The organism is Hydrogenophaga intermedia, from assembly GCF_000723405.1.
Lineage (GTDB): Bacteria > Pseudomonadota > Gammaproteobacteria > Burkholderiales > Burkholderiaceae_C > Hydrogenophaga > Hydrogenophaga intermedia.
Genome location: NZ_CCAE010000002.1, coordinates 112554 through 137162 on the forward strand (window position 1 = coordinate 112554; position 24609 = coordinate 137162).

The window sequence follows — 24609 nt, forward strand, 5'->3', positions numbered from 1 at the left end:
GCCCCGCGGTGTTGCTGCGCATGTCAGCTGTCTCATTCCAGAACGTCTCCAAGACCTACGCCACCTCGCGTGGCGACCTGCACGCCCTTCGTTCGGTCAGTTTCGACATCGAACCGGGTGAATTCTTCGGCCTGCTCGGTCCCAACGGGGCGGGCAAGACCACGCTCATCAGCATCCTGGCCGGCCTGGCCCGCGCCACCGAGGGCCGCATCACCGTGCACGGCCACGACGTGCACGACGACTACCAGGCCGCACGGCGGCAATTGGGCGTGGTGCCGCAGGAACTGGTGTTCGACCCGTTCTTCAACGTGCGCGAGGCCCTGCGCATCCAGTCGGGCTACTTCGGCATCCGCCGCAACGACGACTGGATCGATGAGTTGCTCACCGGCCTGGGACTGGCCGACAAGGCCACGGCCAACATGCGCCAGCTCTCCGGCGGCATGAAGCGGCGCGTGCTGATCGCCCAGGCCCTGGTACACAAGCCACCGGTCATCGTGCTCGACGAACCCACCGCTGGCGTGGACGTGGAGCTGCGCCAGACCCTGTGGCAGTTCGTCTCGGGCCTGAACAAGCGCCTGGGCAGTACCGTGCTGCTCACCACCCACTACCTGGAAGAGGCCGAGGCCCTGTGCAGCCGCATCGCCATGCTCAAGCTGGGGCAGGTGGTCGCGCTCGAATCCACCTCGGCCCTGTTGGCGCGCGCGGCGGCCAATGTGTTGCGCTTCAAGACCGACGCGCCTCTGCCGGCGGACATCGCGGCGCAGGCGCGCATCACCGGCCGCGTGGTGCAGTTGCCCGCGCTCGACGCCCGAGCGGTGGAGCATGTGCTCTCCCTTTTGCGCGAGGCCGGCGTGATGCCGGAAGACATCGAGGTTCGAAAGGCCGACCTGGAGGACGTCTTCCTCGACCTCACCGGCAGCGGCGCGCCGGGTGTGCCCTCGGCCCCGTCCAACAAGGTATCGGCATGACCGGCTGGCAAACCCTGTTCTACAAAGAGGTGCTGCGCTTCTGGAAGGTGGGCTTCCAGACCGTGGCCGCGCCCGTCATCACCGCGCTGCTGTACCTGGCCGTGTTCGCCCACGTGCTCGAAGGCCGCGCCCAGGTGTACGGTGACGTGAGCTACACCGCCTTCCTGGTGCCCGGCCTGGTGATGATGAGCGTGCTGCAGAACGCCTTCGCCAACAGCAGTTCCTCGCTCATCCAGAGCAAGATCATGGGCAACCTGGTGTTCCTGCTGCTCACGCCGCTGTCGCACCGCGCCTGGTTCGTGGCCTACGTGGGCTCGTCCATCGTGCGTGGCGTCGCGGTGGGCATGGGGGTGCTGGTCGTGGCCTGGCTGTTCGCGCAGCCCAGCGTCGTGGCGCCGCTGTGGATCCTGGTGTTCGGCGTGCTGGGCGCGGCTCTGCTGGGGGCGCTGGGGCTCATCGCCGGGCTGTGGGCCGAGAAGTTCGACCAGATGGCTGCGTTCCAGAACTTCATCATCATGCCCATGACCTTCCTGTCGGGCGTGTTCTATTCCATCCATTCGCTGCCCGAGTTCTGGCAGCGCGTGAGCCACCTCAACCCCTTCTTCTACATGATCGACGGCTTTCGCTACGGCTTCTTCGGCCAGAGCGACGTCTCGCCCTGGTTGAGCCTGGCCCTGGTCGGCGGTGCGCTGGCGGTGGTGAGCGCCCTGGCCCTGCACCTGCTCAAGATCGGCTACAAGGTCCGCCACTGAACCCATGACCGCCGAACAACTGCAATCCCTCATCGCCGCCGGCCTGACCTGCGAACACATCGAGGTGACAGGCGATGGCCGCCACTGGTCCGCCGTCATCGTGTCGCCAGCCTTCGAAGGCAAGCGCCGCATCCAGCGCCACCAGGCCGTCTATGCCACGCTGGGCAACCGCATGCAGACCGACGAGGTGCACGCTCTGTCGATGCAGACCCTGACCCCCGCCGAATGGGCGGCTCAACACTGACACCATGGACAAACTGCTGATCCGCGGGGGGCGAAAGCTCAGCGGCGAGGTGCCGATTTCCGGCGCCAAGAACGCTGCGCTGCCCGAACTGTGCGCCGCCTTGCTGACCAACGAGGCCGTGACGTTGACCAATGTGCCGCGCCTGCGTGACGTGGCGACCATGCGGCAGTTGCTGAACAACATGGGCGTGCGCACCGACACGCTGGGTGAGCGCGGTGGCATCCGCCTTCAGGCGCCCGATGGCCTGCGGGCCGAGGCGCCGTACGACCTGGTGAAGACCATGCGCGCATCGGTGCTGGTGCTGGGCCCGCTGCTCGCCCGCTTCGGGCGCGCTCGTGTGTCGCTGCCAGGTGGCTGCGCCATCGGCTCTCGCCCGGTGGATCAGCACATCAAGGGCATGCAGGCCATGGGCGCCGAGATCTCGGTCGAACACGGCTACATGGAGGCTCGCCTGCCCCAGGGCCGCTCGCGCCTGCACGGCGCGCGCATCGCCACCGACATGGTCACCGTCACCGGCACAGAGAACTTCCTGATGGCCGCGGCCCTGGCCCAGGGCGAGACCCTGCTGGAGAACGCCGCGCAGGAGCCCGAGGTGACCGACCTGGCCGAGATGCTCATCCGCATGGGCGCGAAGATCGAGGGACATGGCACCAGCCGCATCCACGTGCAGGGCGTGGATCGCCTGCAGGGCTGCGATCACCAGGTGGTGGCCGACCGCATCGAGGCCGGTACCTTCCTGTGCGCCGTGGCCGCCACCGGCGGTGACGTGCTGCTGCGCTGCGGCCGCGCCGACCACCTGGACGCGGTGATCGACAAACTCACCGAGGCCGGCGCCGAGATCGAGGCGGGCGCCAACGCCGCCGGCCCTTTCATCCGCATTCGCGCCTCGGGCCGCATGAAGGCGCAGAGCTTCCGCACCACCGAGTACCCGGGCTTTCCCACCGACATGCAGGCGCAGTTCATGACCGTCAACTGCGTCGCCGAGGGCACGAGCAAGGTGACGGAGACCATCTTCGAAAACCGCTTCATGCACGTGAATGAACTGGTGCGCCTGGGCGCGCGCATCCAGACCGAGGGCAAGGTGGCGATGGTGGAGGGCGTGCAGCGCCTGTCCGGCGCCACCGTGATGGCCACCGACCTGCGCGCCTCGGCCAGCCTGGTGATCGCCGGACTGGTGGCCGATGGCGAGACCATCGTCGATCGCATCTACCACCTGGACCGCGGCTACGACCAGATGGAAGTGAAGCTGCGCGCCATTGGTGCCGACATCGAAAGAATCAAGTGATCACGCTTGCCCTGTCCAAAGGCCGCATCTTCGATGAGACCCTGCCGCTGCTGCGAGCGGCCGGCATCGAGGTGCTCGAGGACCCGGAGAAGTCGCGCAAGCTCATCCTGCCGACCAACCAGAGCGACGTGCGCGTGGTGCTGGTGCGCGCCACCGACGTGCCCACCTACGTCGAAAACGGCGGCGCCGACCTTGGCGTCACTGGCAAGGACACGCTCATCGAACACGGCGGCCAGGGCCTGTACCAGCCGCTGGACCTCAACATCGCCCGATGCCGCGTCAGCGTGGCCGTGCGCGCCGACTTCGACTATGCCTCGGCTGTGCGCCAGGGCTCGCGCCTGCGCGTGGCCACCAAGTACACCACCATCGCGCGCGAGTTCTTCGCCAGCAAGGGCGTGCACGTGGACCTGATCAAGCTCTACGGCAGCATGGAACTCGCGCCGCTCACCGGCCTGGCCGACGCCATCGTCGACCTGGTGTCCACCGGCAACACGCTCAAGGCCAACCACCTCGTCGAGGTCGAGCGCATCATGGACATCAGCTCGCGCCTGGTGGTGAACCAGGCGGCCCTCAAACTCAAACAGGCGCGCCTGCGCCCGCTCATCGACGCCTTCGCCGGCGCCATTGTTCCCACCCCCGCATGAACGCCCAGCCCCTTCGCCTGTCCACCGCCCAGCCCGATTTCGAGGCGCGCTTCGCGCAGCGCCTGCATTGGTCGAGCGAGACGGATCACGCGATCGAGCAACGGGTGGCCGACATCCTGGCCGACGTGCAGAAGCGCGGCGACGCGGCGGTGCTGGCGTACACCGCGCGCTTCGATGGCCTGCAGGCCGCCAGCGTGAGCGAACTTGAACTCACCCAGGCCGACTTCAAGGCCGCCTTCGACGCCTTGCCCGTCGCCCAGCGCGAGGCCCTGCAGGCAGCCACTGCACGCGTGCGCCGCTACCACGAAGCGCAGAAGAAGGCCAACGGCGAGAGCTGGAGCTACCGCGACGAGGACGGCACCCTGCTGGGCCAGAAAGTCACGCCGCTGGACCGCGTGGGCATCTACGTGCCGGGCGGCAAGGCGGCCTACCCGTCCAGCCTGATCATGAACGCCGTGCCCGCGCACGTGGCCGGCGTGCCCGAGATCGTGATGGTGGTGCCCACGCCCGTGCGCGGCAGCGTGGCCACCGGTGGCGTGGAAGGCGGCAACGGCGCCGCCACCGCCACCCGCGGCGAACGCAACGAACTCGTGCTCGCGGCGGCTTACGTGGCCGGCGTCACGCGCGCCTTCACCATCGGCGGCGCCCAGGCCGTGGCCGCGCTGGCCTACGGCACGGCCACCGTGCCCAAGGTCGACAAGATCACCGGCCCCGGCAACGCCTATGTGGCCAGCGCCAAGAAGCGCGTGTTCGGCACCGTGGGCATCGACATGATCGCGGGCCCGAGCGAGATCCTGGTGCTGGCCGATGGCAGCACGCCGGCCGACTGGGTGGCCATGGACCTGTTCAGCCAGGCCGAGCACGACGAGCTGGCGCAGAGCATCCTGCTGTGCCCCGACGCCGCCTACATCGACGCCGTGCAGGCCGCGATCGACCGCCTGCTGCCCACCATGCCGCGCGCGGCCATCATCGCCAAGAGCCTCAACGACCGCGGCGCGCTCATTCTCACGCGCGACATGGACGAGGCTTGCGCCATCAGCAACCGCATCGCGCCCGAGCACCTGGAGGTGTCCAGCGCCGAGCCGCACCGCTGGGAGCCGCTGCTCAAGCATGCCGGCGCCATCTTCCTGGGCGCCTACACCAGCGAAAGCCTGGGCGACTACTGCGCCGGCCCCAACCACGTCCTGCCCACCAGCGGCACCGCGCGCTTTTCCTCGCCGCTGGGTGTCTACGACTTCCAGAAGCGCAGCAGCCTGATCGAGGTGAGCGAGCGGGGCGCGCAGACCCTGGGCACCGTGGCCGCCGAGCTGGCCTACGGTGAGGGCCTGCAGGCGCACGCGCGCGCGGCCGAGTTGCGCCTGCCCACCATCCCGCCGATGCGAGGCACGCCGCGATGAACAGCGCCCTCAAACCCCAGCCGCTGGCGCGCATCCGCCAGGACATCCAGTCCATGCAGGCCTACGCCATCCAGGACTCGGCCGGCATGCTCAAGCTCGACGCGATGGAGAACCCCTTCGCGCTGCCGCCCGCGTTGCAGGCCGAGTTGGGCCGGCGCCTGGGCGCCGTCGCCATCAACCGCTACCCCGGCGCGCGTGTCGATGAACTCAAGCATGCGCTGGAGCGTTTTGTCGACCTGCCCGCCGGCCACGCGCTGATGCTGGGCAACGGCTCCGACGAACTCATCTCGCTGCTGGCCATGGGCTGCGACCTGCCTGGCGCCAGCGTGCTCGCGCCCGTGCCCGGCTTCGTGATGTACGCCATGAGCGCGCAGTTGCAGGGCCTGGCCTTCCATGGCGTGCCGCTCACCGCCCATTTCGAGCTCGACGAGCCCGCCCTGCTGGCCGCGATGCGCGCGCACCGCCCGGCCATCACCTACCTGGCTTACCCGAACAACCCCACGGCCAACCGCTTCGACCCGGCCGTCATGCGCCGCCTCATCGCCGAGGCCGCCACCTTCGGCGGCCTGGTGGTGGTGGACGAGGCCTACCAGCCCTTCTCCAGCCACACCTGGCTTGACGAGATGCGCGCCCGGCCCGAGGCCAACGCGCACGTGCTGCTCATGCGCACGCTCTCCAAGTTCGGCCTGGCGGGCGTGCGCATCGGCTATCTGGTGGGCCCGGCGGCGCTGGTTCACGAGGTGGACAAGCTGCGCCCGCCGTACAACGTGAGCGCGCTCAACGCCGAGTGCGCGCTGTTCGCGCTGGAACACGCCGAGGTGTTCGCGCAACAGGCGGCCGTGATCTGCGAGCAGCGAGAGGCCCTGTTGGCCGCGCTGGCGCGGCTGCCAGGCGTCATGCCCTTCCCGAGCGAGGCCAACATGGTGCTCGCGCGCGTGCCCGACGCGCAGCGCGCCTTCGACGGCCTCAAGGCCCAGGGCGTGCTCGTGAAGAATGTTTCTAAAATGCACCCGCTGCTGGCCCAATGCCTGCGGCTCACCGTGGGCACGCCCGACGAGAACGCCCGGCTCATCCAGGCCCTGCAAACCGCCCTATGACCTCGACCACGCCCGTTTTCCCCGTCCCGGGCCCCAATGACCGCGCCGCCCAGGTGCAGCGCAACACCAACGAGACCCAGATCGGTGTGCGCATCAACCTCGACGGCGCCGGCGTGGCCGTGCTGTCCACCGGCATCGGGTTCTTCGACCACATGCTTGACCAGATCGCCCGCCACGGGCTGATCGACCTGGAGATCATCGCCAAGGGCGACCTGCACATCGACGGCCACCACACCGTGGAAGACGTGGGCATCACCCTGGGCCAGGCGTTCGCGCAGGCCGTGGGCGACAAGAAAGGCATCCGCCGCTACGGCCACGCCTACGTGCCGCTCGACGAGGCGCTCTCGCGCGTGGTGATCGACTTCTCCGGCCGCCCCGGCCTGCACATGCGCGTGCCCTTCAAGGCCGGCATGATCGGCGCCTTCGACACCCAGCTCACTTACGAATTTTTCCAGGGATTCGTCAACCACGCGGGCGTCACGCTGCACGTGGACAACCTGCACGGCGAGAACGCGCACCACCAGGCCGAGACGGTGTTCAAGGCCTTCGCGCGCGCCGTGCGTTTTGCCCTTGAGCGCGACCCGCGCCTGGGCGACGCGATCCCCTCCACCAAAGGTTCGCTCTGAACCCCTCGTTTCCCGCGTGATGAAAGCCAGGACGGTCGCCGTCGTCGACTACGAGAGCGGAAACCTGCGCTCGGTTTCCCAGGCGGTGCTGCACGCCGCGCAGGGCAGTGGGGTGGACGTCATCGTGACCCAGCGCGCCGATGAGGTGATGGCCGCCGAGCGCGTGGTCTTGCCCGGTCAGGGGCATATGGGGGACTGCATGCGCGCGCTGGCCGCCTCTGGCCTGAAGGACGCGGTGATGCACGCCTGTGCGAACAAGCCCCTGTTCGGCGTCTGCGTGGGCATGCAGATGCTGCTCGACCGCAGCGACGAAGGCCCCACCGAGGGCCTGGGCCTCATCCCCGGGCAGGTGAAACGCTTCGAACTCGAGGGCCGGCATCAGCCCGACGGCAGCCGCTACAAGGTGCCGCAGATGGGCTGGAACCGCGTGTTCCACGAGCTGGGGCGCGCCGTGCACCCTTTGTGGGCGGGCATCGATGACGGTGCGTACTTCTATTTCGTGCACAGTTACTACGCGCGGCCCGAACGGCCCGAGCATGTGGTTGGCGAAGCGGACTACGGTGGCCGCTTTGCAGCCGCGGTGGCGCGCGATAACATTTTTGCGACCCAGTTCCACCCCGAGAAGAGCGCGGACCAAGGTCTCGCGCTCTACCGCAACTTCCTCCACTGGACCCCCTGAGCCGCGCCTTCGCGCCCGCCCACGACCATGCTGCTGATTCCCGCCATCGACCTCAAGGACGGCCACTGCGTTCGCCTCAAACAGGGCGACATGGACCAATCCACTGTGTTCAGTGAGGACCCGGCCGCCATGGCGCGCAACTGGGTCGACAAGGGCGCGCGCCGCGTGCATCTGGTCGATCTGAACGGCGCATTCGCGGGCAAGCCCAAGAACGAGCAAGCCATCCGCGCCATCCTCAAGGAAATCGGCAGTGAGGTGGACGTGCAGCTCGGCGGCGGCATCCGCGACCTCGACACCATCGAGCGCTACCTCGACGCCGGCCTGCGCTACGTGATCATCGGCACCGCGGCCGTGAAGAACCCCGGCTTCCTGCAGGACGCCTGCACGGCCTTCGGCGGCCACATCATCGTGGGCCTGGATGCCAAGGACGGCAAAGTTGCCACCGATGGCTGGAGCAAACTCACCGGACACGAGGTGGTCGATCTCGGCAAGAAATTCGAGGACTACGGCGTCGAGTCCATTGTCTACACCGACATCGGTCGCGACGGCATGCTCAGCGGCATCAACATCGAGGCCACGGTCAAGCTCGCGCAGTCGCTGTCCATTCCCGTCATCGCCTCGGGTGGCCTGTCCAACCTCGACGACATCCGCAAGCTCTGCGCGGTCGAGGACGAGGGCGTGGAGGGCGTGATCTGCGGACGCTCCATCTACAGCGGCGACCTGGATTTCGAGGCCGCGCAGAAGCTCGCGGACGAACTGAACGGATAAGGCATGCTCGCCAAACGGATCATTCCCTGCCTCGATGTCACCGGTGGCCGTGTCGTCAAGGGCGTCAACTTCGTCGAACTGCGCGACGCGGGTGATCCGGTGGAAATTGCGGCCCGCTACAACGAGCAGGGGGCCGACGAACTCACCTTCCTCGACATCACGGCCACCAGCGATGGCCGCGACCTGATCCTGCCCATCATCGAGGCCGTGGCCTCGCAGGTGTTCATCCCCCTCACCGTGGGCGGCGGCGTGCGCACGGTGGACGACGTGCGCCGCCTGCTCAACGCGGGCGCCGACAAGACGAGTTTCAACTCCGCCGCCATCGCCAACCCGCAGGTCATCCGCGAGGCATCCGACAAGTACGGCGCGCAGTGCATCGTGGTGGCCATCGACGCCAAGCGCCGCGCCGACGGTGAGGGTTGGGATGTCTACAGCCACGGCGGGCGAAAGAACACCGGCCTGGACGCCGTGGCATGGGCGAAGCAGATGGCCGATTTCGGCGCCGGCGAGATCCTGCTTACCAGCATGGACCGCGACGGCACCAAGTCGGGCTTCGATCTGGCGCTCACGCGCGCGGTGAGCGATGCGGTGAACGTGCCCGTGATCGCCTCGGGTGGCGTGGGCAATCTGGACCACCTGGCTGACGGTGTGCAACAGGGCGGTGCCGATGCGGTGCTGGCCGCCAGCATCTTCCACTATGGCGAATACACGGTCGCGCAGGCCAAGGCCCGCATGGCCGCGCGCGGCATTCCGGTGAGGTTGTGATGGACTGGCTCGACGCTGTGAAATGGGACGACCAGGGACTGGTGCCCGTGATCGCGCAAGAAGCCGCCACGGGCGACGTGCTGATGTTCGCGTGGATGAACCGCGAGGCGCTGCAGAAGACGGCCGAGCTGGGGCGTGCCGTGTATTTCAGCCGTTCGCGTGGCAAGCTCTGGTTCAAGGGTGAAGAGTCCGGCCACGTGCAGACCGTGCACGACATCCGCCTGGACTGCGACAACGACGTGGTGCTGCTGAAGGTGACGCAACTTGGGCACGACCCCAGCATCGCCTGTCACACGGGCCGACACAGTTGCTTCTTCCAACGCCACGAGAATGGCCAATGGGTCACCGTGGAACCGGTCTTGAAAGACCCTGAATCCATCTACAGATAGTTTTATGAGCAGCACCGACGACCTGGCCAGGCTGGCCGCCGTGATCGAGAGCCGCAAGCCGGCGAACGGCGGCGATCCAGAGAAGAGCTACGTCGCGCGCCTGCTGCACAAGGGCCCAGAGGCCTTTCTCAAGAAGATTGGTGAGGAGGCCACCGAGGCCGTGATGGCCGCCAAGGACCTGGAGCACGGCGGCGCCGACCGGCAGAAGCTGGTGAACGAGACCGCCGATCTGTGGTTCCACAGCATGATCGCCCTGGCCCACTTCGGCCTGACGCCGGCCGATGTGGTGGCCGAGTTGGTGCGCCGCGAGGGTCTGAGTGGTCTGGAAGAGAAGGCCTTGCGCAAGGTGCGCGAACGCGAAGCGAAGGAGTGAGACCATGAGCGACGTGATCGATGTGGAAACCACCGACAACGAGAAAGCCCAGTCGCTCAAGAGCGTGGGCTGGCTCAGTTACATCCTGCACCTCATCGTCGCGGTGGGCGCGGTGTTGCCGTCGGCGCAGCCAGGCATCGCGCTGCTCATCGTGGCGCTGATCATCGATCTGGTGAAACGGGACGAGGCTGTTGGCACCTGGCAGGCCAGCCACTTCTCCTGGCGCATCCGCTCGGTCATCTGGGCGGCCATCCTGTACGTGGTCACCATTCCGCTGTGGCTGCTGCTTTTCGTGCCGGGCTGGATCGCCTGGTGCCTGATCTCGATCTGGTTCCTCTACCGCATCGTCCGGGGCATGGTGAACATGAACGCCAACCGCCCCATGCCGCAATAAGACCTCCATGAGCGCTCAGCACGACCCCAACTGCATCTTTTGCAAGATCGTTGCCGGCCAGATCCCGTCCCGCAAGGTGTACGAGGACGAGGACCTGTTCGCCTTCCACGACATCCACCCCTGGGCGCCCGTGCACTTCCTCATGGTGCCCAAGGTCCACATTCCGTCCATGGCACAGGTCGGCCCCGAGCACGAGCGCCTGATGGGCCGCCTGCTCACCCTCGCCCCGAAACTGGCGATGGAGCAGGGCTGCAACCCCTATCCCGAGGGCGGATTTCGCATCGTGTGCAACACGGGGCAAGAGGGCGGGCAGGAGGTCCACCACCTGCACATTCACGTGATCGGCGGTCCCCGCCCCTGGGCCAAGGGCTGATCCATCCGGCCCTTGGCGTCATAACCGGGACAACCGGTTGAACCCAGGCCCGCGGCTTAGAATCCCAGCATTGCGCGTGCGCTCACCCCACCTCTCTGGAGATTGACATGGGTACGTTTTCCATCTGGCACTGGCTCATCGTGCTGCTCATCGTGGTCATGGTGTTCGGCACCAAGAAACTCAAGAACATCGGCTCCGACCTGGGCGGCGCCGTCAAGGGTTTCAAGGACGGCATGAAGGAGGGTGGTCAGAACGCGCCCTCTGATGCCACCGCCACCCCCGCTCCCCAGGTCGCGCAGAACAGCGCGGCCGACAAGGGCACGATCGACGTTGAAGCCAAGCAGAAAAGCTGACGTGAATCACCCCCGCGGCGCTGCGTGCGACCCGCGCGCGACTGGTGACCTTGGCTGATCCATGATCGATCTCGGCATATCCAAGTTGGCCCTTATCGGGGCGGTGGCACTCGTCGTCATCGGCCCCGAGAAACTGCCGCGCGTAGCGCGCACGGTGGGTGCCTTGCTGGGCAAGGCCCAGCGCTACGTGGCCGACGTCAAGGCCGAGGTCAATCGGTCCATGGAGCTCGAAGAGCTTAAGAAGATGAAGGACTCGGTGGAGACCGCCGCGCGCGACGTGCAGTCGTCGGTGCAGGACACCACCAATGAGTTCGAGAAGTCCTGGTCCGACGCCACGGCCGGACTCGAGGGCGACACGCTGCGCGAGCCGACCGAGGCGGACGTGATGCGGTCCATCGGGCAGCCGGTGTATCCGGTCTACACGCGCCCCAAGAAGAACTTCCGCCTCAAGCAGAAGGCGGTGCCGCAGTGGTTCAAGGCGCGCACGGGTGTGCGCACCCGCACCCAGTCGGGGGCCGCGCGCGTGGCCCGATTCCGCCCGCGCCCGTCCAACCCGTCTCGCTGATGTCCAACAAGCCCGACTCCGACGACGAGCTCGCCGGTACCGAACAGCCCTTCGTGCAGCACCTGATGGAGCTGCGCGACCGCCTGCTCTACAGCGTGATCGGCCTGGCGGTGTGCATGGCCATCCTGGCCTTCTGGCCCGGCCCCAGTGGCCTGATCGACCTGATCGCCATCCCCATTCGCGCCCACATGCCGCCCGACGCGCGGCTGATCGCCGTGGGCGTGTTCTCGCCCTTCTTCGTGCCGCTGAAGGTCTTGGCCATGGCCGCGGTGCTGCTGTCGCTGCCGTGGTGGATGTACCAGCTGTGGTCGTTCATCGCGCCGGGGCTCTACAGCCACGAGAAGCGCTTCGCCGTGCCGCTCATCTTCCTCGGCAGCCTGCTGGCCTATGCGGGCATTGCGTTCGTGCAGTTCTTCGTGCTCGACAAGATGTTCGGCTTCATCCAGAAGTTCACGCCCGCCAGCGTGGCCGCCACGCCCGACATAGCGTCCTATGTGGAGGCCATCCTGGGCCTGTACCTGGCCTTCGGCCTGGCCTTCCAGGTGCCCATCGTGGTCGTGCTGCTGGTCAAGATGGGCATGGTGTCGGTGCAGAAGCTCAAGGATTTCCGTGGCTACTTCATCGTCATCTCGTTCATCATCGCGGCCGTCATTACGCCGCCCGACGTGATCTCGCAGCTGGCGCTGGCGGTGCCGATGTGCGTGCTCTACGAGGCCGGTATCTGGGGTGCCCAGGTCTTCATCAAGCGCACGCGGTCCGAGGACGAAGAGGGCGAAGGCGAAAAGACCGCCTCCTGAACCTGCCCGCCGGGGGGGCAAGTTCAGCGGCGGTTGGCGGCCTGCTGAGTGAGGTTGCGCCGGCCCGGCGTCACATCGATCTGCATCGAGGCGTCTCGCCGCAATACGTCGAGGCGGGCCTTTTCACCGGGCGGCAGCGCCGCCACGGCCGCCAGCAGCTGCGGTACGTTCCTGACCTCCTGGCCCTTGACCGCCGTGATGACGTCGCCCGGGCGGATGCCGGCCTGCACGGCGGGGCCGTTCTGCAACACGCCGGTGATGATGACGCCGCTGCGCGTGCCCACGCCAAAGCTCTCGGCCAGTTCGGGCGTCAGGTCCTGCGGTTCCACGCCGATCCAGCCGCGCGTGACTTTGCCCTCCTTGACGATGGCTTCCATCACGCTGCGCGCGGTGGACGTGGGAATGGCGAAGCCGATGCCCATGGAGCCGCCCGAGCGTGAGTAAATGGCGGTGTTGATGCCCATCAGGTGGCCTTGCACGTCCACCAAGGCGCCGCCCGAGTTGCCCGGGTTGATGGCCGCGTCGGTCTGGATGAAATTCTCGAAGGTGTTGATGCCCAGTTGTGTGCGGCCCAAGGCACTGACGATGCCACTGGTGACGGTCTGGCCCACGCCGAAGGGGTTGCCGATCGCCAGCAGCGGATCGCCGATCTCGAGTGCGTCGGAGTTGCCCAGCGTGATGACGGGCAGGTCGGTCAGTTCGACCTTCAGCACCGCGAGGTCGGTTTCCGGGTCGGTGCCGATGACCTTGGCCACGGTCTGGCGGCCATCGTTGAGGGTCACCTGGATCTCGTCGGCTTCCTCGACGACGTGATTGTTGGTGAGTACGTAGCCCGCCGGGCTGACGATGACGCCCGAACCCAGTCCGGTCTGCGGCTGATTGTTGAGCTGATCGCCGAAGAAGAAGCGGAACCAGGGATCGACGCTGTGCGGGTTGTTGGCCGGCGCCTTGCTTGTGTTGATGCTCACCACCGCTGGCGAGGCGGTCTTGGCGGCCGCGCGAAGGCTCAGGGTGCCCGGGTCGGCGGGGGACGAAGCGCTGGTGGGCGCCTCGAAAACCGGCACCACCGATGGCAAAGAGCGCCGGCCCAGCCACTGCGGCTGCAGCGTGGCCACCACGAAGAACACCGCCACCAGCACGGTGACGGTTTGGGCAAACACGAGCCAGAGTCGTTTCATGAGAGATCGGCGAAGGAAAGAGTGGAATTGTCCCGCATTCGGCTGGTGCAGATGTGGCTGTCAGAATGCCGTTTTCAAGCCACCACCCCCATGAGCACAAGCCGAAACACGCTGGTTCACGCCTTCGACACCCTGCTGCAACCCGCTCAGTTCAAGGACTACGGGCCCAACGGGCTGCAGGTGGAGGGCCGCCAGGAGATCCGCCGGCTGATCAGCGGCGTGACGGCCAGTCTGGCGCTGATCGAGGCTGCGATCGAGGCGAAAGCGGACACCATCTTCGTGCACCACGGCTTGTTCTGGCGCGGCCAGGACGGGCGGGTGACGGGCTGGATGAAGCAGCGCTTGTCGCGGCTGCTGGCGCACGACATCAACCTGATCGCCTACCACCTGCCGCTGGACGCACACCCCACGCTGGGGAACAACGCCCAGCTCGCCAAGGTGCTGGGCATCGCGCTCGAAGAGGGTGCACGCTTCGGGGAGCAGGCGCTCGGCTTCGTGGGCCAGCGCCCGGCTGAGCCCGCCGAGACCCTGGCGACCCACGTGGAGCGGGCGCTGGGTCGTCCGGTCACGCTGGTGAACCCACCGGGTCGTGTGGTGCGGCGCATCGGCCTGTGCACGGGGGGGGCGCAGGGCTACTTCGAGGCCGCCATCGCGGCCGGCGTCGACGCCTTCATCACGGGCGAGATTTCCGAGCCCCAGGCGCACTATGCGCGCGAGTGCGGCGTGGCCTACCTGGCCTGCGGCCACCACGCCAGCGAACGCTACGGTGCGCCAGCCGTTGCTGCCCACGTGGCGTCAGCGCTCGGCGTCGAGCACCGCTTCATCGACATTCCCAACCCCGCGTGATGGCAAGTCGACCGGTCCTGATCAGCATGGGCGATCCCGCGGGGATCGGCCCCGAGATCGTGATGCGCGCTCTGCGCGAGCGGCCCGCGTTGCGGCGCGAGGTGGTGGTGGTGGGCGACATGGCCACGCTGCGGCGCGCGGCGCGCCTGGGTGGCGTGGCGCCCGATTCGGCCGAGGGTGGCCTCGTGCTAGCCGGGCTGGACGAACCGGCGCAATGGGCTGGCCTGCCGCGCGGCGCTGTGGGGGTGCTGCAGGCCGGCGAGGCGCTGGCGCCGCCGCCGTGGGGGCAGGTGAGCGCCGTGGCCGGCCACGCCGCCGCCGCCGCCATCCGGCTCGGAGCGCAGCTGGCGCTGGACGGCCGCGCGCGCGCCTTGGTCACGGCGCCCATCCACAAGGAGGCGCTCGCCGCGGCCGGCGAGCCCTATCCGGGTCACACCGAGTTGCTGCAGGCCCTCGCGGCCCAACACCGAGGTGTGCCGGTGGAGGCCTTGCCCGTGCGCATGATGCTCAGCGCACCGGGCCTGGCCACGGTGTTGGTGAGCATCCACGTGCCGCTGCGCGAGGCCCTGGCCGCGGTGACCACCGAGGGTGTACTTGAGACGGTCCGCATCGCCGATACCCACTTCCGCCGCACCGGGCTGGCTCGGCCGCGCATTGCCGTGGCGGGGCTCAACCCGCACGCGGGGGAGGGCGGTCTGTTCGGGTGCGAGGAGATCGAGGTGATCGGGCCCGCCGTGCGGGCCGCGCGCGATCTGGGCATCGAGGCCAGCGGACCTCACCCGCCCGACACGGTGTTCATGCGGGCGCGCCAGGGCGCGTTCGACGTGGTCGTGGCCATGTACCACGACCAGGGGCTCATCCCCGTGAAGCTGCTGGGCCTGGAGCATGGCGTGAACACCACGCTGGGCCTGCCCTTCGTGCGCACCAGCCCCGACCACGGCACCGCATTCGACATCGCGGGCACCGGCCGCGCCAGTGCGGACAGCCTGCTGGCGGCCATCGACGCCGCGATGGCCGCCAGTCCGGCTTGAGCGGAGCCTACTTCTTCAGGCTGTCCCGGATCTCGCGCAGCAGCACGATGTCTTCCGGCGCGGCTGCAGGAGGCGGAGGTGGCGTTTCGCGCTTGAGGCGGTTGATTTGCTTGACCATCAGGAAAATGATGAAGGCCAGGATGGCGAAGTTGATCGCCACGGTGATGAAGTTGCCGTAGGCCAGCACCGGCACGCCGGCCTGCTTCATGGCCGCCAGGGTGCGGGCGGTGCCCTCGGGCGCCGAGCCCAGCACCACGAACAGATTGCTGAAATCAAGCTTGCCGAACACCAGGCCCACCACCGGCATGATCACGTCGTCCACCAGCGAGCCGACGATCTTGCCGAACGCGCCGCCGATGATCACGCCGACGGCCAGGTCGATGACGTTGCCCTTGACGGCGAATTCCTTGAACTCCTGCATCATGCCCATGCGCATCCTCCAGAGGGTATTGGTCGGGCGGGCATTGTCACACGCGAAACCGGCGTGCGCGCCCACGGCAGAGCAGGCGCAAAACGCGATCTGACCCCTTGACACGGTCCAGTACAATGCCGGGTTGTCCCTGATTCCTCCCGCAAGACGAGAAAGTCCCCCATGAGTGAAGCTCCCGCCAACCAAGGCAAGGCCGCTGTGGACAACAGTCGCCGGACCTGGCTGATCACCTCCTGCGCCATGGGTGGCGTGGGTGCCGCGGCAGTCGCCGTGCCCTTCGTGAGTTCCTTTCAGCCCTCCGAGCGCGCCAAGGCCGCTGGCGCTGCGGTCGAGGTGGACGTCTCGACCATCGCCCCGGGCGAAAAGCGCGTCGTGGAGTGGCGCGGCAAGCCGGTGTGGGTGATGCGCCGCACCGAGGCGCAACTGGCCACGTTGGAAAAGGACGAGGCACAGCTCGCCGACCCGAATTCCGAGCGTACGGCGTTCCCCACCCCCGAGTACGCGAAGAACCGCACCCGCTCGATCAAGCCCGAGATTCTCGTGGCCATCGGCATCTGCACCCACCTGGGCTGTTCGCCTGGCGACAAATTCGCGCCCGGCCCGCAGCCCTCGCTGCCGGACGACTGGCAGGGCGGCTTCCTCTGCGCCTGCCACGGTTCCACCTTCGATTTGGCCGGCCGCGTGTTCCAGAACAAGCCCGCGCCCGACAACCTCGAGATCCCGCCGCATTACTACGTTTCCGACAACATGCTGCTGATCGGCGAGGACAAGCCGGCCTGAGGCCGCGCCATCGAGCCTGAACACCCACAGAACATCGAGGCACGCACGCCATGGCCGAATTCAAAGAAATCTCCCCCGACGCCCCGCTGAGCCAGAAAGCGCTGAACTGGGTCGACAACCGCTTCCCGCTGTCAAAGCTCTACAACGAGCACCTGGCCGAGTACTACGCGCCGAAGAACTTCAACTTCTGGTACTTCTTCGGTTCGCTCGCCCTCCTGGTGCTGGTCATCCAGATCGTCACCGGCATCTTCCTGGTGATGCACTACAAGCCCGATGCGAACGTGGCCTTCGCCTCGGTCGAGTACATCATGCGCGACGTGCCCTGGGGCTGGCTGATCCGTTACATGCACTCCACCGGAGCCTCGGCCTTCTTCGTCGTGGTGTACATGCACATGTTCCGCGGTCTGCTCTACGGCAGCTACCGCAAGCCGCGCGAACTGGTCTGGGTGTTCGGCTGCGCGATTTTCCTGTGCCTGATGGCAGAGGCCTTCATGGGCTACCTGCTGCCCTGGGGCCAGATGTCCTACTGGGGCGCCCAGGTGATCGTGAACCTGTTCTCCGCCATTCCCTACATCGGTCCTGACCTGGCCTTGCTGATCCGCGGCGACTACGTGGTGGGCGACGCCACGCTCAACCGCTTCTTCAGCTTCCACGTCATCGCCGTGCCGCTGGTGCTGCTGGGTCTGGTGGTGGCGCACATCATCGCGCTTCACGAAGTGGGTTCCAACAACCCCGACGGCGTGGAGATCAAGGCCAACAAAGACGCAGCGGGCAAGCCCGTGGACGGCATCCCCTTCCACCCGTACTACACCGTGCACGACATCCTGGGGGTTGCCGTGTTCCTGATGGTGTTCTCGGCCATCGTGTTCTTCGCGCCCGAGTTTGGCGGCTACTTCCTGGAGTTCAATAACTTCATCCCGGCCGATCCGTTGACCACCCCGCTGCACATCGCGCCGGTGTGGTACTTCACGCCGTTCTACTCGATGCTGCGCGCCATCACCGCCGAGTTCATGTATGTGCTGGTGGCCTGCGTGGTGCTGGCTGCTGCGTTCGGCGTGATCAAGGCCCGCCTCAGTGCCGCACTCAAAGGCGTGGTCGTGGTCGTCGCCTTGCTGGCCGCGGCCGCCATGCTGACCTACGACGCCAAGTTCTGGGGCGTGATCGTCATGGGTGCTGCCGTGATCATCCTGTTCTTCCTGCCCTGGCTCGACCACAGCCCGGTCAAGTCGATCCGCTACCGCCCGAGCTGGAACAAGTGGCTCTACACGGTGTTCGTCATCAACTTCTTCGTGCTCGGCTACCTGGGCATCCAGGCGCCTTCGCCGATCGGCGAGCGCGTGTCGCAGGTGGGTACCCTGTTTTACTTCGGCTTCTTCCTGCTGATGCCTTGGTGGAGCCGCCTCGGTGAGTTCAAACCGGTCCCCGACCGGGTGACCTTCCAGCCGCACTGAGTCAACGCGACTTCCGGAGAGCGAACGATATGAAAAAGATTCTTCTGGGCCTCGCGTTGTCCCTGGGCCTGAGCGGCGGCGCCCTGGCCGCTGGCGGTGGCATCCCGCTGGACCACGCCCCCCAACGCACCAACGACATGGCGGCCCTGCAAAACGGTGCCAAGCTGTTCGTCAACTACTGCCTGAACTGCCACTCGGCGGCCTTCATGCGCTACAACCGCCTGCGCGATATTGGCCTCAACGACAAGCAGATCGCCGAGAACCTGACCTTCGCTACCGACAAGATCGGTGACACCATGAAGGCGGCCATCGATCCCAAGATGGCCAAGGACTGGTTCGGCAAGGTGCCGCCCGACCTGACCCTGGTGGCGCGCTCGCGCGCCAGTTCGGCTGGCAGCGGCCCCGACTACCTCTACACCCTGTTGCGCACCTATTACCGCGACGATACCAAGCCCACTGGCTGGAACAACAAGGCCTTCCCCAACATCGGCATGCCGCACCCGTTGTGGGAACTGCAGGGCGAGCGCAAGCCCGTCTACGACAAGGTCATGAGCCATGGCCACGAAGTCGAAGTGCTGCGTGGGTGGGAGCAGGTCAAGCCCGGCACCATGACGCAGGCCCAGTACGACCAGAACGTCGGTGACCTGGTGGCCTATCTTCAGTGGATGGCTGAGCCCGCAGCGAACAACCGCGTGCGCATCGGCGTGTGGGTTCTGCTGTTCCTCACGGCCTTCACCGTGGTGGCCTGGCGCCTCAACGCTGCGTTCTGGAAAGACGTCAAGTAACTTTGCCGCGGCCAGCGTGATCCGCTGGCCTGCCCGTTCCACAGTGGCTTGCGGTGCCGACGCGGCACAATCGCAAGCCACTGTTTTCTGTTTCAGGAGACGCCAACCATGATGGTTCTGTACTCGGGCACCACCTGCCCCTATTCGCACCGCTGCCGCTTCGTGCTGTTCGAAAAGGGCATGGATTTCGAAATCCGCGACGTCGACTTGTACAACAAGCCCGAAGACATCGCTGTGATGAACCCGTACGGCCAAGTGCCGATCCTCGTCGAGCGCGACCTGATTCTGTACGAGTCGAACATCATCAACGAGTACATCGACGAGCGCTTCCCGCACCCGCAGCTCATGCCAGGTGACCCTGTGGATCGCGCCCGCGTGCGCCTGTTCCTGCTCAACTTCGAGAAGGAACTGTTCACGCACGTGTCGGTGCTGGAATCGCGCAGCAGCAAGGGCAACGACAAGGCGCTGGAGAAGGCCCGCTCGCACATTCGCGACCGCCTCACGCAGCTTGCGCCCGTGTTCATGAAGAACAAGTTCATGCTGGGCGACAACTTCTCCATGCTCGACGTGGCGATCGCGCCGCTGCTGTGGCGCCTGGACTTCTACGGCATCGAGCTCAGCAAGAACGCCGCGCCGCTGCTGAAATACGCGGAGCGCATCTTCTCGCGCCCGGCCTACATCGAGGCGCTGACCCCATCCGAGAAGGTGATGCGCAAGTAAGCCCCGCCGGCGGCGTAGCAGTGCCATGAGCCAGCAGGCAGAACCACCGGTCCCGTCGACCCGTCCGTACCTGATCCGGGCGCTGTACGAGTGGTGCAGCGAGAACGGGTTTTCGCCCTACATCGCCGTGCACGTCGATGCCTCGGTGCAGGTGCCGATGGAGTTCGTGCGCAATGGCGAGATCGTGCTCAATGTGAGCATGGAAGCCACCAAGGACTTGCACCTGGGCAACGAGTACATCTCGTTCAAGGCGCGGTTCGGCGGGGTGTCGCGCGAGATTGTGGTGCCCATTACCCACGTCATCGCGATCTATGCGCGGGAAAACGGGCAGGGCATGGCCTTTCCGGCACCCGCGCCCGCGCAGGCTCCTGCGACGGGGGATGCTGCCACGGCGTCTTCGCTGCGTGCCGTGACGCCCGACGACGAGGCTGCCCCGCCGGAGCCCAGTGGCGACGGCCCCAACCGTCCGGGTGGCCGGCCGCAGCTCAAGCGGGTGAAGTGAACCTAGAATCGTGGCCCGGGCCGCTTTAGCTCAGTTGGTAGAGCAATCGCCTTGTAAGCGATAGGTCGTCTGTTCGAGTCAGACAAGCGGCACCACCCGCTCTTCCGGCGGGCGCGCTCATCGGCCGGGTGTTTGGACTTTGATGCGGATTGCGCTAACCTGCGCCCCGCTTTCGTGCAGTGCGTCACGCAGCGCGGGTAGAAGTTGTCGTAATTTGGCGGCCGCCGCGCTGCTGCGAACGAGCAGGCACCACTCGGCATCCTGCAGGGGACCGGCAGTGACCTGCGTGCGCAGGGCGTGAGGAATGCGCTCCCGCACAACATCGAGACAACGCTGCGACATGCGGATCCTGGCCTGGAGTTCGGCCAGCCCGGGTGCGGCGCCAACAGCCTCCTGAAGGCTGAAGACGGAGGGGGTCTGTCGGGTCGGCATGCGGTCCATTCTGACCGAGTCGGTCGCGCCGCGTCGAGCGGATCGGTCAACCAAGGATTTGAGACGTGCACATCATCATCACCGACGCTTGGCTGGCACGACGCCAAGCCCTGCACCTGAACGGCTGGAAACTCATAGCCGCGGCGGCGATGGCTGTGCTGGGTCTCATGTTCAGCGCGGTGGCCACCTACCACTGGGTGTTCCTGGAGGGCATTCGCCAGGGCTGGCCGGGTTTCGCCTCCGTGGCGCGCCTGGTGCACCCCGACAACCCCGGGGAGCGCGACGCGTATCTGCGCGCCAACCTCGACGCCATGGCGCGCAAGCTGGGCGAGATGCAGGCTCGCATGATGCAGATCGACTCGCTGGGTGAGCGCGTGGCCGGCCTGGCCGGCCTGGAGCCGGCCCAGGCCCGTCCGCCGCTGCCTGGCTCGGGTGGTGTGTTGATTTCCAATCGCTCGCTCACGCTCGAGGAGTTGATGCGAGAGATGGAGGCGGTGGACGCCGGCAGCGGCGCGCGGGTGGACTGGCTGACCGCGATCGAGTCCCGCCTGTTCGACCAGAAGATCCAGAGCACGCTGGTACCGACCGAAAAACCCGTGGTGGACGGGCGGGTCGGTTCGGCCTTCGGTTTTCGCATCGATCCGATCACCGGACAGTCGGCGTTGCATACCGGGCTCGATTTCCCCGCAGACACCGGCACGCCCATCGTGGCCGCGGCCGGTGGCGTGGTGATCGCGCAGGAGTATCACGCCGCTTACGGCAACTTGGTCGAGATCGACCATGGGAATGCCCTGGTCACGCGCTACGCCCACGCGTCCAAGGTGCATGTAAAGAAAGGCGACATCGTCAAAAGCGGCCAAAAGATCGCCGAGGTCGGCTCGACCGGGCGTTCTACCGGCCCGCACCTGCATTTCGAGGTGTGGGTCGCGGGCGTGCCGCAGAACCCGCAGAAATTCCTGCAGGCGGGTGAGCACCTGGCCCGTGCTCCCCCCGGGCCGAACGTCTCTCGCACGCGCTGAAGCAGACGGTGGCCGGCCGCTAAAATGCCGGCTTCGCGCTTGAAAGCCGCGTGTTCGCCGGCACCTGGGGGTCTTGCGCCCCTTCGCCGCCGCCAGCGGGCGCGCAAGCGTCCTTCCGATCGATCATCGCCGTCCGTGCCAACGCTTTTCGGGTTGGTGTCCCGGGCGTCCTCATATGGCCACCAATTTCCTCACCAAGCTCTTCGGAAGCCGCAACGACCGCCTGCTCAAGCAGTACCGCAAGACGGTTGAGCGCATCAACGCGCTGGAGTCGCAGTTCGAGTCGCTTGGCGACGACGAACTCAAGGCCAAGACCGAGACGTTCCGCCAGCGTCTGGCGGCGGGTGAAACGCTCGACGCGCTGTTGCCCGAAGCCTTTGCCGTGGTGCGCGAGGCGGGCAAGCGCGTCATGAAGATGCGTCACTTCGATGTGCAGCTCGTGGGCGGCATTGCTCTGCACCACGGCAAGATTGCCGAGATGCGCACGGGCGAGGGCAAGACGCTCACCGCCACGCTGCCGGTTTATCTGAACGCGCTGGCCGGGCAGGGCGTGCACGTGGTGACCGTCAACGACTACCTGGCCAACCGCGACGCCCAGTGGATGGGCAAGCTCTACAACTTCCTCGGCCTGACGGTGGGCGTGAACCTGCCGCAGATGCAGCGCGAGGAAAAGCAGGCCGCCTACCGCGCGGACATCACTTACGGTACGAACAACGAATACGGTTTCGACTACCTGCGCGACAACATGGTTTACGAGGCCGCCGACCGCGTGCAGCGCCGCCTGAACTATGCAATCGTCGACGAGGTGGACTCCATTCTGATCGACGAGGCTCGCACGCCGCTGATCATCAGCGGCCAGGCCGAAGACCAGACGGCCGTGTACGTGGCCATCAACCAGCTTGTGCCGCACCTGAGCCGTCAGGAGGGCGAAGCCGACCCCCGGACGGGCGAAGGCGTCATCAAGCCGGGCGATTTCACACTCGACGAGAAGGCGCGTTCGGTGCATCTCACCGAACAGGGGCATGAAAACGCCGAGGCCCTGCTGTCCAGGGCCGGCCTGCTGCCGGAAGGCGCTTCGCTGTACGACCCGTCGAACATTGCGTTGCTGCACCACCTGGTGACATCGCTCAAGGCGCACCACCTGTTCCACCGCGACCAGCACTACGTGAACCAGAACGGCGAGATCGTGATCGTCGACGAGTTCACCGGCCGCCTGATGGCAGGGCGCCGCTGGAGCGACGGCCTGCACCAGGCTGTGGAGGCAAAAGAGGGCGTGGGCATCCAGCCTGAGAACCAGACGCTGGCCTCCATCACATTCCAGAACTACTTCCGCCTGTACGGCAAGCTCTCGGGCATGACTGGCACGGCCGACACCGAGGCTTACGAATTCCAGGAGATCTACGGCCTGGAGACAGTGGTGATTCCGCCGAACCGGCCCAGCAAGCGACAGGATCAGCTCGATCGCGTCTACAAGACCACCAAGGAAAAATACGAGGCGGCGATCACCGACATCCGCGAGTGCCACGAGCGCGGCCAGCCGGTGCTCGTGGGAACCTCGTCGATCGAGAACTCCGAAATCATCGCGCAGTTGCTGGAAGCGGCAAAGCTCCCGCATCAGGTGCTCAATGCCAAGCAGCACGCTCGCGAAGCGGACATCATCGCGCAGGCCGGCCGTCCCGGCGCCATCACCATCGCCACCAATATGGCGGGCCGCGGCACCGACATCGTGCTCGGCGGCAATCTGGAGAAGATGGTCGAGGCCGTGATGGCCGACCCGTCGCTGGACGAAGCCACCCGGGCGTCGCGCGCCGAGACGCTACGCGGGCAGTGGCAGGCCGATCACGAAAAGGTGGTGGCACTGGGTGGCCTGCGCATCATCGCCACCGAACGCCACGAATCGCGCCGCATCGACAACCAGTTGCGCGGCCGTTCGGGTCGCCAGGGCGACCCCGGCTCCAGCCGCTTCTACCTGAGCCTGGACGATCCACTGATGCGCATCTTCGCGGGAGACCGTGTGCGCGCCATCATGGACCGCCTGAAGATGCCCGAGGGCGAGGCCATCGAGGCTGGCATCGTCACCCGCAGCATCGAGAGCGCGCAGCGCAAGGTCGAGGCGCGCAACTTCGACATCCGCAAGCAGCTGCTGGAGTACGACGACGTCTCCAACGACCAGCGCAAGGTCATCTACCAGCAGCGCAACGACATCCTCGACGCGCAGGACCTGCGCGCGCAGATCGACGCGCTGCGCGACGGAGCCCTGACCGACGTGGTGCACCAGTTCGTGCCCGAGGAGAGCGTGGAAGAGCAGTGGGACCTGCCTGGCCTGGAGAAGACGCTGCGCGAGGAGTGGGCGGTGGACGTGCCGCTAGCCAGCTGGGTGGCCGAGTCCGAGGCGGTCGAGGTCGACAACATCGCCGAACGCGTGCGCGAAGCCGCCAAAGCGGTGTTCGTGTCCAAGGTCGATCAGGTCGGAGAGCAGAACTTCACCTCCTTCGAGCGCGTGGTGCTGCTGCAGACCATCGATTCGCAATGGCGCGAGCACATCGCCGCGCTGGACTACCTGCGCCAAGGCATCCACCTGCGCGGCTACGCGCAGAAGCAGCCCAAGCAGGAATACAAGCGCGAGGCCTTCTTGCTGTTCGGTCAGTTGCTGGACTCGGTGAAGAACGATGTCACGCGCATTCTCATGAACGTACGCGTTCAGTCGGCCGAGCAGATCTCGCAGGCGGCCGAGCAGATGGAAGAACGTGCCGAGGCCCTTAGCAACGTCACCTACACGGCGCCCACCGAGACCGGCGAGGCAGAGACCCGTCCCGAGGCCGCTGTCGCGCAGGCGATGGCTGGCGAGATGCCGCGCGTGGGCCGCAACGACCCCTGCCCCTGCGGCAGTGGCAAGAAATTCAAGCACTGCCACGGCAAGCTCGACTGAGTGACCGGCGGCGTAGGCCGGTCGTCCGATTCCCGAT

At 66.6% G+C, this 24609-nt stretch carries 30 protein-coding genes and 1 tRNA gene; 28 read left to right on the forward strand and 3 right to left on the reverse strand.

Features of this window, described 5'->3' with window-relative positions; all coding sequences use genetic code 11:
* Nucleotides 1-20: 20 nt before the first annotated feature.
* From BN948_RS01955 to tatC, 18 genes are all read left to right on the forward strand, one after another.
* On the forward strand, nucleotides 21-968 hold the full coding sequence (locus BN948_RS01955; protein ID WP_035620292.1) for an ABC transporter ATP-binding protein: 948 nt from the start codon (nucleotides 21-23) through the stop codon (nucleotides 966-968).
* Entirely contained in the window at nucleotides 965-1720 is a 756-nt protein-coding gene (locus tag BN948_RS01960) for an ABC transporter permease (RefSeq protein WP_009516470.1), read from the forward strand. The genes BN948_RS01955 and BN948_RS01960 overlap by 4 nt, the downstream gene beginning before the upstream one ends.
* A gap of 4 nt (nucleotides 1721-1724) precedes the next feature.
* Entirely contained in the window at nucleotides 1725-1964 is a 240-nt protein-coding gene (locus BN948_RS01965; protein WP_009516471.1) for a BolA family protein, read from the forward strand.
* A 4-nt stretch (nucleotides 1965-1968) separates the two neighbouring features.
* Nucleotides 1969-3249, forward strand: a complete 1281-nt coding sequence (gene murA, locus BN948_RS01970) for a UDP-N-acetylglucosamine 1-carboxyvinyltransferase (protein ID WP_009516472.1) — start codon at nucleotides 1969-1971, stop codon at nucleotides 3247-3249.
* On the forward strand, nucleotides 3246-3893 hold the full coding sequence (hisG, locus tag BN948_RS01975) for an ATP phosphoribosyltransferase (protein ID WP_009516473.1): 648 nt from the start codon (nucleotides 3246-3248) through the stop codon (nucleotides 3891-3893). The genes murA and hisG overlap by 4 nt, the downstream gene beginning before the upstream one ends.
* Nucleotides 3890-5290, forward strand: coding sequence for a histidinol dehydrogenase (hisD, locus tag BN948_RS01980; RefSeq protein WP_009516474.1), 1401 nt, complete (start codon nucleotides 3890-3892; stop codon nucleotides 5288-5290). Before hisG ends, hisD begins: the two co-directional genes overlap by 4 nt.
* Nucleotides 5287-6387, forward strand: a complete 1101-nt coding sequence (gene hisC, locus BN948_RS01985) for a histidinol-phosphate transaminase (RefSeq protein WP_009516475.1) — start codon at nucleotides 5287-5289, stop codon at nucleotides 6385-6387. Before hisD ends, hisC begins: the two co-directional genes overlap by 4 nt.
* Nucleotides 6384-7013, forward strand: coding sequence for an imidazoleglycerol-phosphate dehydratase HisB (hisB, locus tag BN948_RS01990; protein WP_009516476.1), 630 nt, complete (start codon nucleotides 6384-6386; stop codon nucleotides 7011-7013). The genes hisC and hisB overlap by 4 nt, the downstream gene beginning before the upstream one ends.
* Nucleotides 7014-7032: 19 nt before the next feature.
* A complete protein-coding gene (gene hisH / locus BN948_RS01995) occupies nucleotides 7033-7692 on the forward strand; it encodes an imidazole glycerol phosphate synthase subunit HisH (protein ID WP_009516477.1) in 660 nt (219 codons plus the stop codon).
* A 27-nt stretch (nucleotides 7693-7719) separates the two neighbouring features.
* Complete coding sequence (hisA, locus tag BN948_RS02000) at nucleotides 7720-8460, forward strand: 1-(5-phosphoribosyl)-5-[(5-phosphoribosylamino)methylideneamino]imidazole-4-carboxamide isomerase (RefSeq protein ID WP_009516478.1); 741 nt, start codon at nucleotides 7720-7722, stop codon at nucleotides 8458-8460.
* 3 nt (nucleotides 8461-8463) lie between these two features.
* Nucleotides 8464-9225 carry an imidazole glycerol phosphate synthase subunit HisF gene (hisF, locus tag BN948_RS02005; RefSeq protein WP_009516479.1) on the forward strand — a complete coding sequence of 254 codons (762 nt, stop codon included), beginning with the start codon at nucleotides 8464-8466 and terminating at the stop codon, nucleotides 9223-9225.
* Nucleotides 9225-9614 (forward strand): phosphoribosyl-AMP cyclohydrolase, encoded by a 390-nt coding sequence (hisI, locus tag BN948_RS02010; RefSeq protein ID WP_009516480.1) that lies wholly within the window; start codon nucleotides 9225-9227, stop codon nucleotides 9612-9614. Before hisF ends, hisI begins: the two co-directional genes overlap by 1 nt.
* A 4-nt stretch (nucleotides 9615-9618) precedes the next feature.
* Nucleotides 9619-9987 (forward strand): phosphoribosyl-ATP diphosphatase, encoded by a 369-nt coding sequence (locus BN948_RS02015; RefSeq protein WP_009516481.1) that lies wholly within the window; start codon nucleotides 9619-9621, stop codon nucleotides 9985-9987.
* A gap of 4 nt (nucleotides 9988-9991) precedes the next feature.
* Nucleotides 9992-10381, forward strand: coding sequence for a DUF4870 family protein (locus BN948_RS02020; RefSeq protein WP_009516482.1), 390 nt, complete (start codon nucleotides 9992-9994; stop codon nucleotides 10379-10381).
* Nucleotides 10382-10388: 7 nt separating this feature from the next.
* Nucleotides 10389-10754 (forward strand): histidine triad nucleotide-binding protein, encoded by a 366-nt coding sequence (locus BN948_RS02025; RefSeq protein ID WP_009516483.1) that lies wholly within the window; start codon nucleotides 10389-10391, stop codon nucleotides 10752-10754.
* A 107-nt stretch (nucleotides 10755-10861) separates the two neighbouring features.
* Nucleotides 10862-11107, forward strand: coding sequence for a Sec-independent protein translocase subunit TatA (tatA, locus tag BN948_RS02030; RefSeq protein WP_009516484.1), 246 nt, complete (start codon nucleotides 10862-10864; stop codon nucleotides 11105-11107).
* Between the two features lie 61 nt (nucleotides 11108-11168).
* Nucleotides 11169-11672, forward strand: a complete 504-nt coding sequence (gene tatB / locus BN948_RS02035; RefSeq protein WP_009516485.1) for a Sec-independent protein translocase protein TatB — start codon at nucleotides 11169-11171, stop codon at nucleotides 11670-11672.
* A complete protein-coding gene (gene tatC, locus BN948_RS02040) occupies nucleotides 11672-12469 on the forward strand; it encodes a twin-arginine translocase subunit TatC (RefSeq protein ID WP_009516486.1) in 798 nt (265 codons plus the stop codon). The genes tatB and tatC overlap by 1 nt, the downstream gene beginning before the upstream one ends.
* Before the next feature lie 23 nt (nucleotides 12470-12492).
* Here tatC and BN948_RS02045 read toward each other — a convergent pair whose 3' ends face one another.
* The gene (locus BN948_RS02045) at nucleotides 12493-13647 is read right to left on the reverse strand and encodes a Do family serine endopeptidase (RefSeq protein WP_009516487.1); all 1155 of its coding nucleotides are present in this window, start codon (nucleotides 13645-13647) and stop codon (nucleotides 12493-12495) included.
* A 90-nt stretch (nucleotides 13648-13737) separates the two neighbouring features.
* Between BN948_RS02045 and BN948_RS02050 the strand changes: the two genes are divergently transcribed.
* Complete coding sequence (locus tag BN948_RS02050) at nucleotides 13738-14493, forward strand: Nif3-like dinuclear metal center hexameric protein (RefSeq protein ID WP_009516488.1); 756 nt, start codon at nucleotides 13738-13740, stop codon at nucleotides 14491-14493.
* A complete protein-coding gene (gene pdxA, locus BN948_RS02055) occupies nucleotides 14493-15524 on the forward strand; it encodes a 4-hydroxythreonine-4-phosphate dehydrogenase PdxA (RefSeq protein ID WP_009516489.1) in 1032 nt (343 codons plus the stop codon). The genes BN948_RS02050 and pdxA overlap by 1 nt, the downstream gene beginning before the upstream one ends.
* Nucleotides 15525-15531: 7 nt before the next feature.
* On the opposite strand, the gene mscL is transcribed toward pdxA, so the two are convergent.
* Nucleotides 15532-15954, reverse strand: a complete 423-nt coding sequence (gene mscL, locus BN948_RS02060; RefSeq protein WP_009516490.1) for a large conductance mechanosensitive channel protein MscL — start codon at nucleotides 15952-15954, stop codon at nucleotides 15532-15534.
* Between the two features lie 162 nt (nucleotides 15955-16116).
* Between mscL and petA the strand changes: the two genes are divergently transcribed.
* The 6 genes from petA (at nucleotide 16117) to BN948_RS02090 (ending at nucleotide 20287) form a co-directional block, all read left to right on the forward strand.
* Complete coding sequence (gene petA / locus BN948_RS02065) at nucleotides 16117-16734, forward strand: ubiquinol-cytochrome c reductase iron-sulfur subunit (RefSeq protein ID WP_009516491.1); 618 nt, start codon at nucleotides 16117-16119, stop codon at nucleotides 16732-16734.
* 50 nt (nucleotides 16735-16784) lie between these two features.
* Nucleotides 16785-18185 carry a cytochrome b gene (locus BN948_RS02070; RefSeq protein WP_009516492.1) on the forward strand — a complete coding sequence of 467 codons (1401 nt, stop codon included), beginning with the start codon at nucleotides 16785-16787 and terminating at the stop codon, nucleotides 18183-18185.
* Nucleotides 18186-18214: 29 nt separating this feature from the next.
* Nucleotides 18215-18970, forward strand: coding sequence for a cytochrome c1 (locus BN948_RS02075; RefSeq protein ID WP_009516493.1), 756 nt, complete (start codon nucleotides 18215-18217; stop codon nucleotides 18968-18970).
* Nucleotides 18971-19078: 108 nt separating this feature from the next.
* Nucleotides 19079-19690: a glutathione S-transferase N-terminal domain-containing protein gene (locus tag BN948_RS02080; RefSeq protein ID WP_009516494.1), complete on the forward strand. Its 612-nt coding sequence runs from the start codon at nucleotides 19079-19081 to the stop codon at nucleotides 19688-19690.
* Between the two features lie 25 nt (nucleotides 19691-19715).
* Nucleotides 19716-20192, forward strand: coding sequence for a ClpXP protease specificity-enhancing factor (locus tag BN948_RS02085; protein WP_009516495.1), 477 nt, complete (start codon nucleotides 19716-19718; stop codon nucleotides 20190-20192).
* A 19-nt stretch (nucleotides 20193-20211) separates the two neighbouring features.
* Nucleotides 20212-20287, forward strand: a tRNA-Thr gene (locus BN948_RS02090).
* A gap of 22 nt (nucleotides 20288-20309) precedes the next feature.
* Here BN948_RS02090 and BN948_RS02095 read toward each other — a convergent pair.
* A complete protein-coding gene (locus BN948_RS02095; RefSeq protein WP_035620299.1) occupies nucleotides 20310-20624 on the reverse strand; it encodes a DciA family protein in 315 nt (104 codons plus the stop codon).
* Between the two features lie 65 nt (nucleotides 20625-20689).
* Here BN948_RS02095 and BN948_RS02100 point away from each other — a divergent pair, with 65 nt between their 5' ends.
* Both BN948_RS02100 and secA read left to right on the forward strand, forming a co-directional pair.
* Nucleotides 20690-21643 (forward strand): M23 family metallopeptidase, encoded by a 954-nt coding sequence (locus BN948_RS02100; protein ID WP_009516496.1) that lies wholly within the window; start codon nucleotides 20690-20692, stop codon nucleotides 21641-21643.
* 175 nt (nucleotides 21644-21818) lie between these two features.
* Nucleotides 21819-24572 carry a preprotein translocase subunit SecA gene (gene secA / locus BN948_RS02105; protein ID WP_009516497.1) on the forward strand — a complete coding sequence of 918 codons (2754 nt, stop codon included), beginning with the start codon at nucleotides 21819-21821 and terminating at the stop codon, nucleotides 24570-24572.
* Nucleotides 24573-24609: the final 37 nt, after the last annotated feature.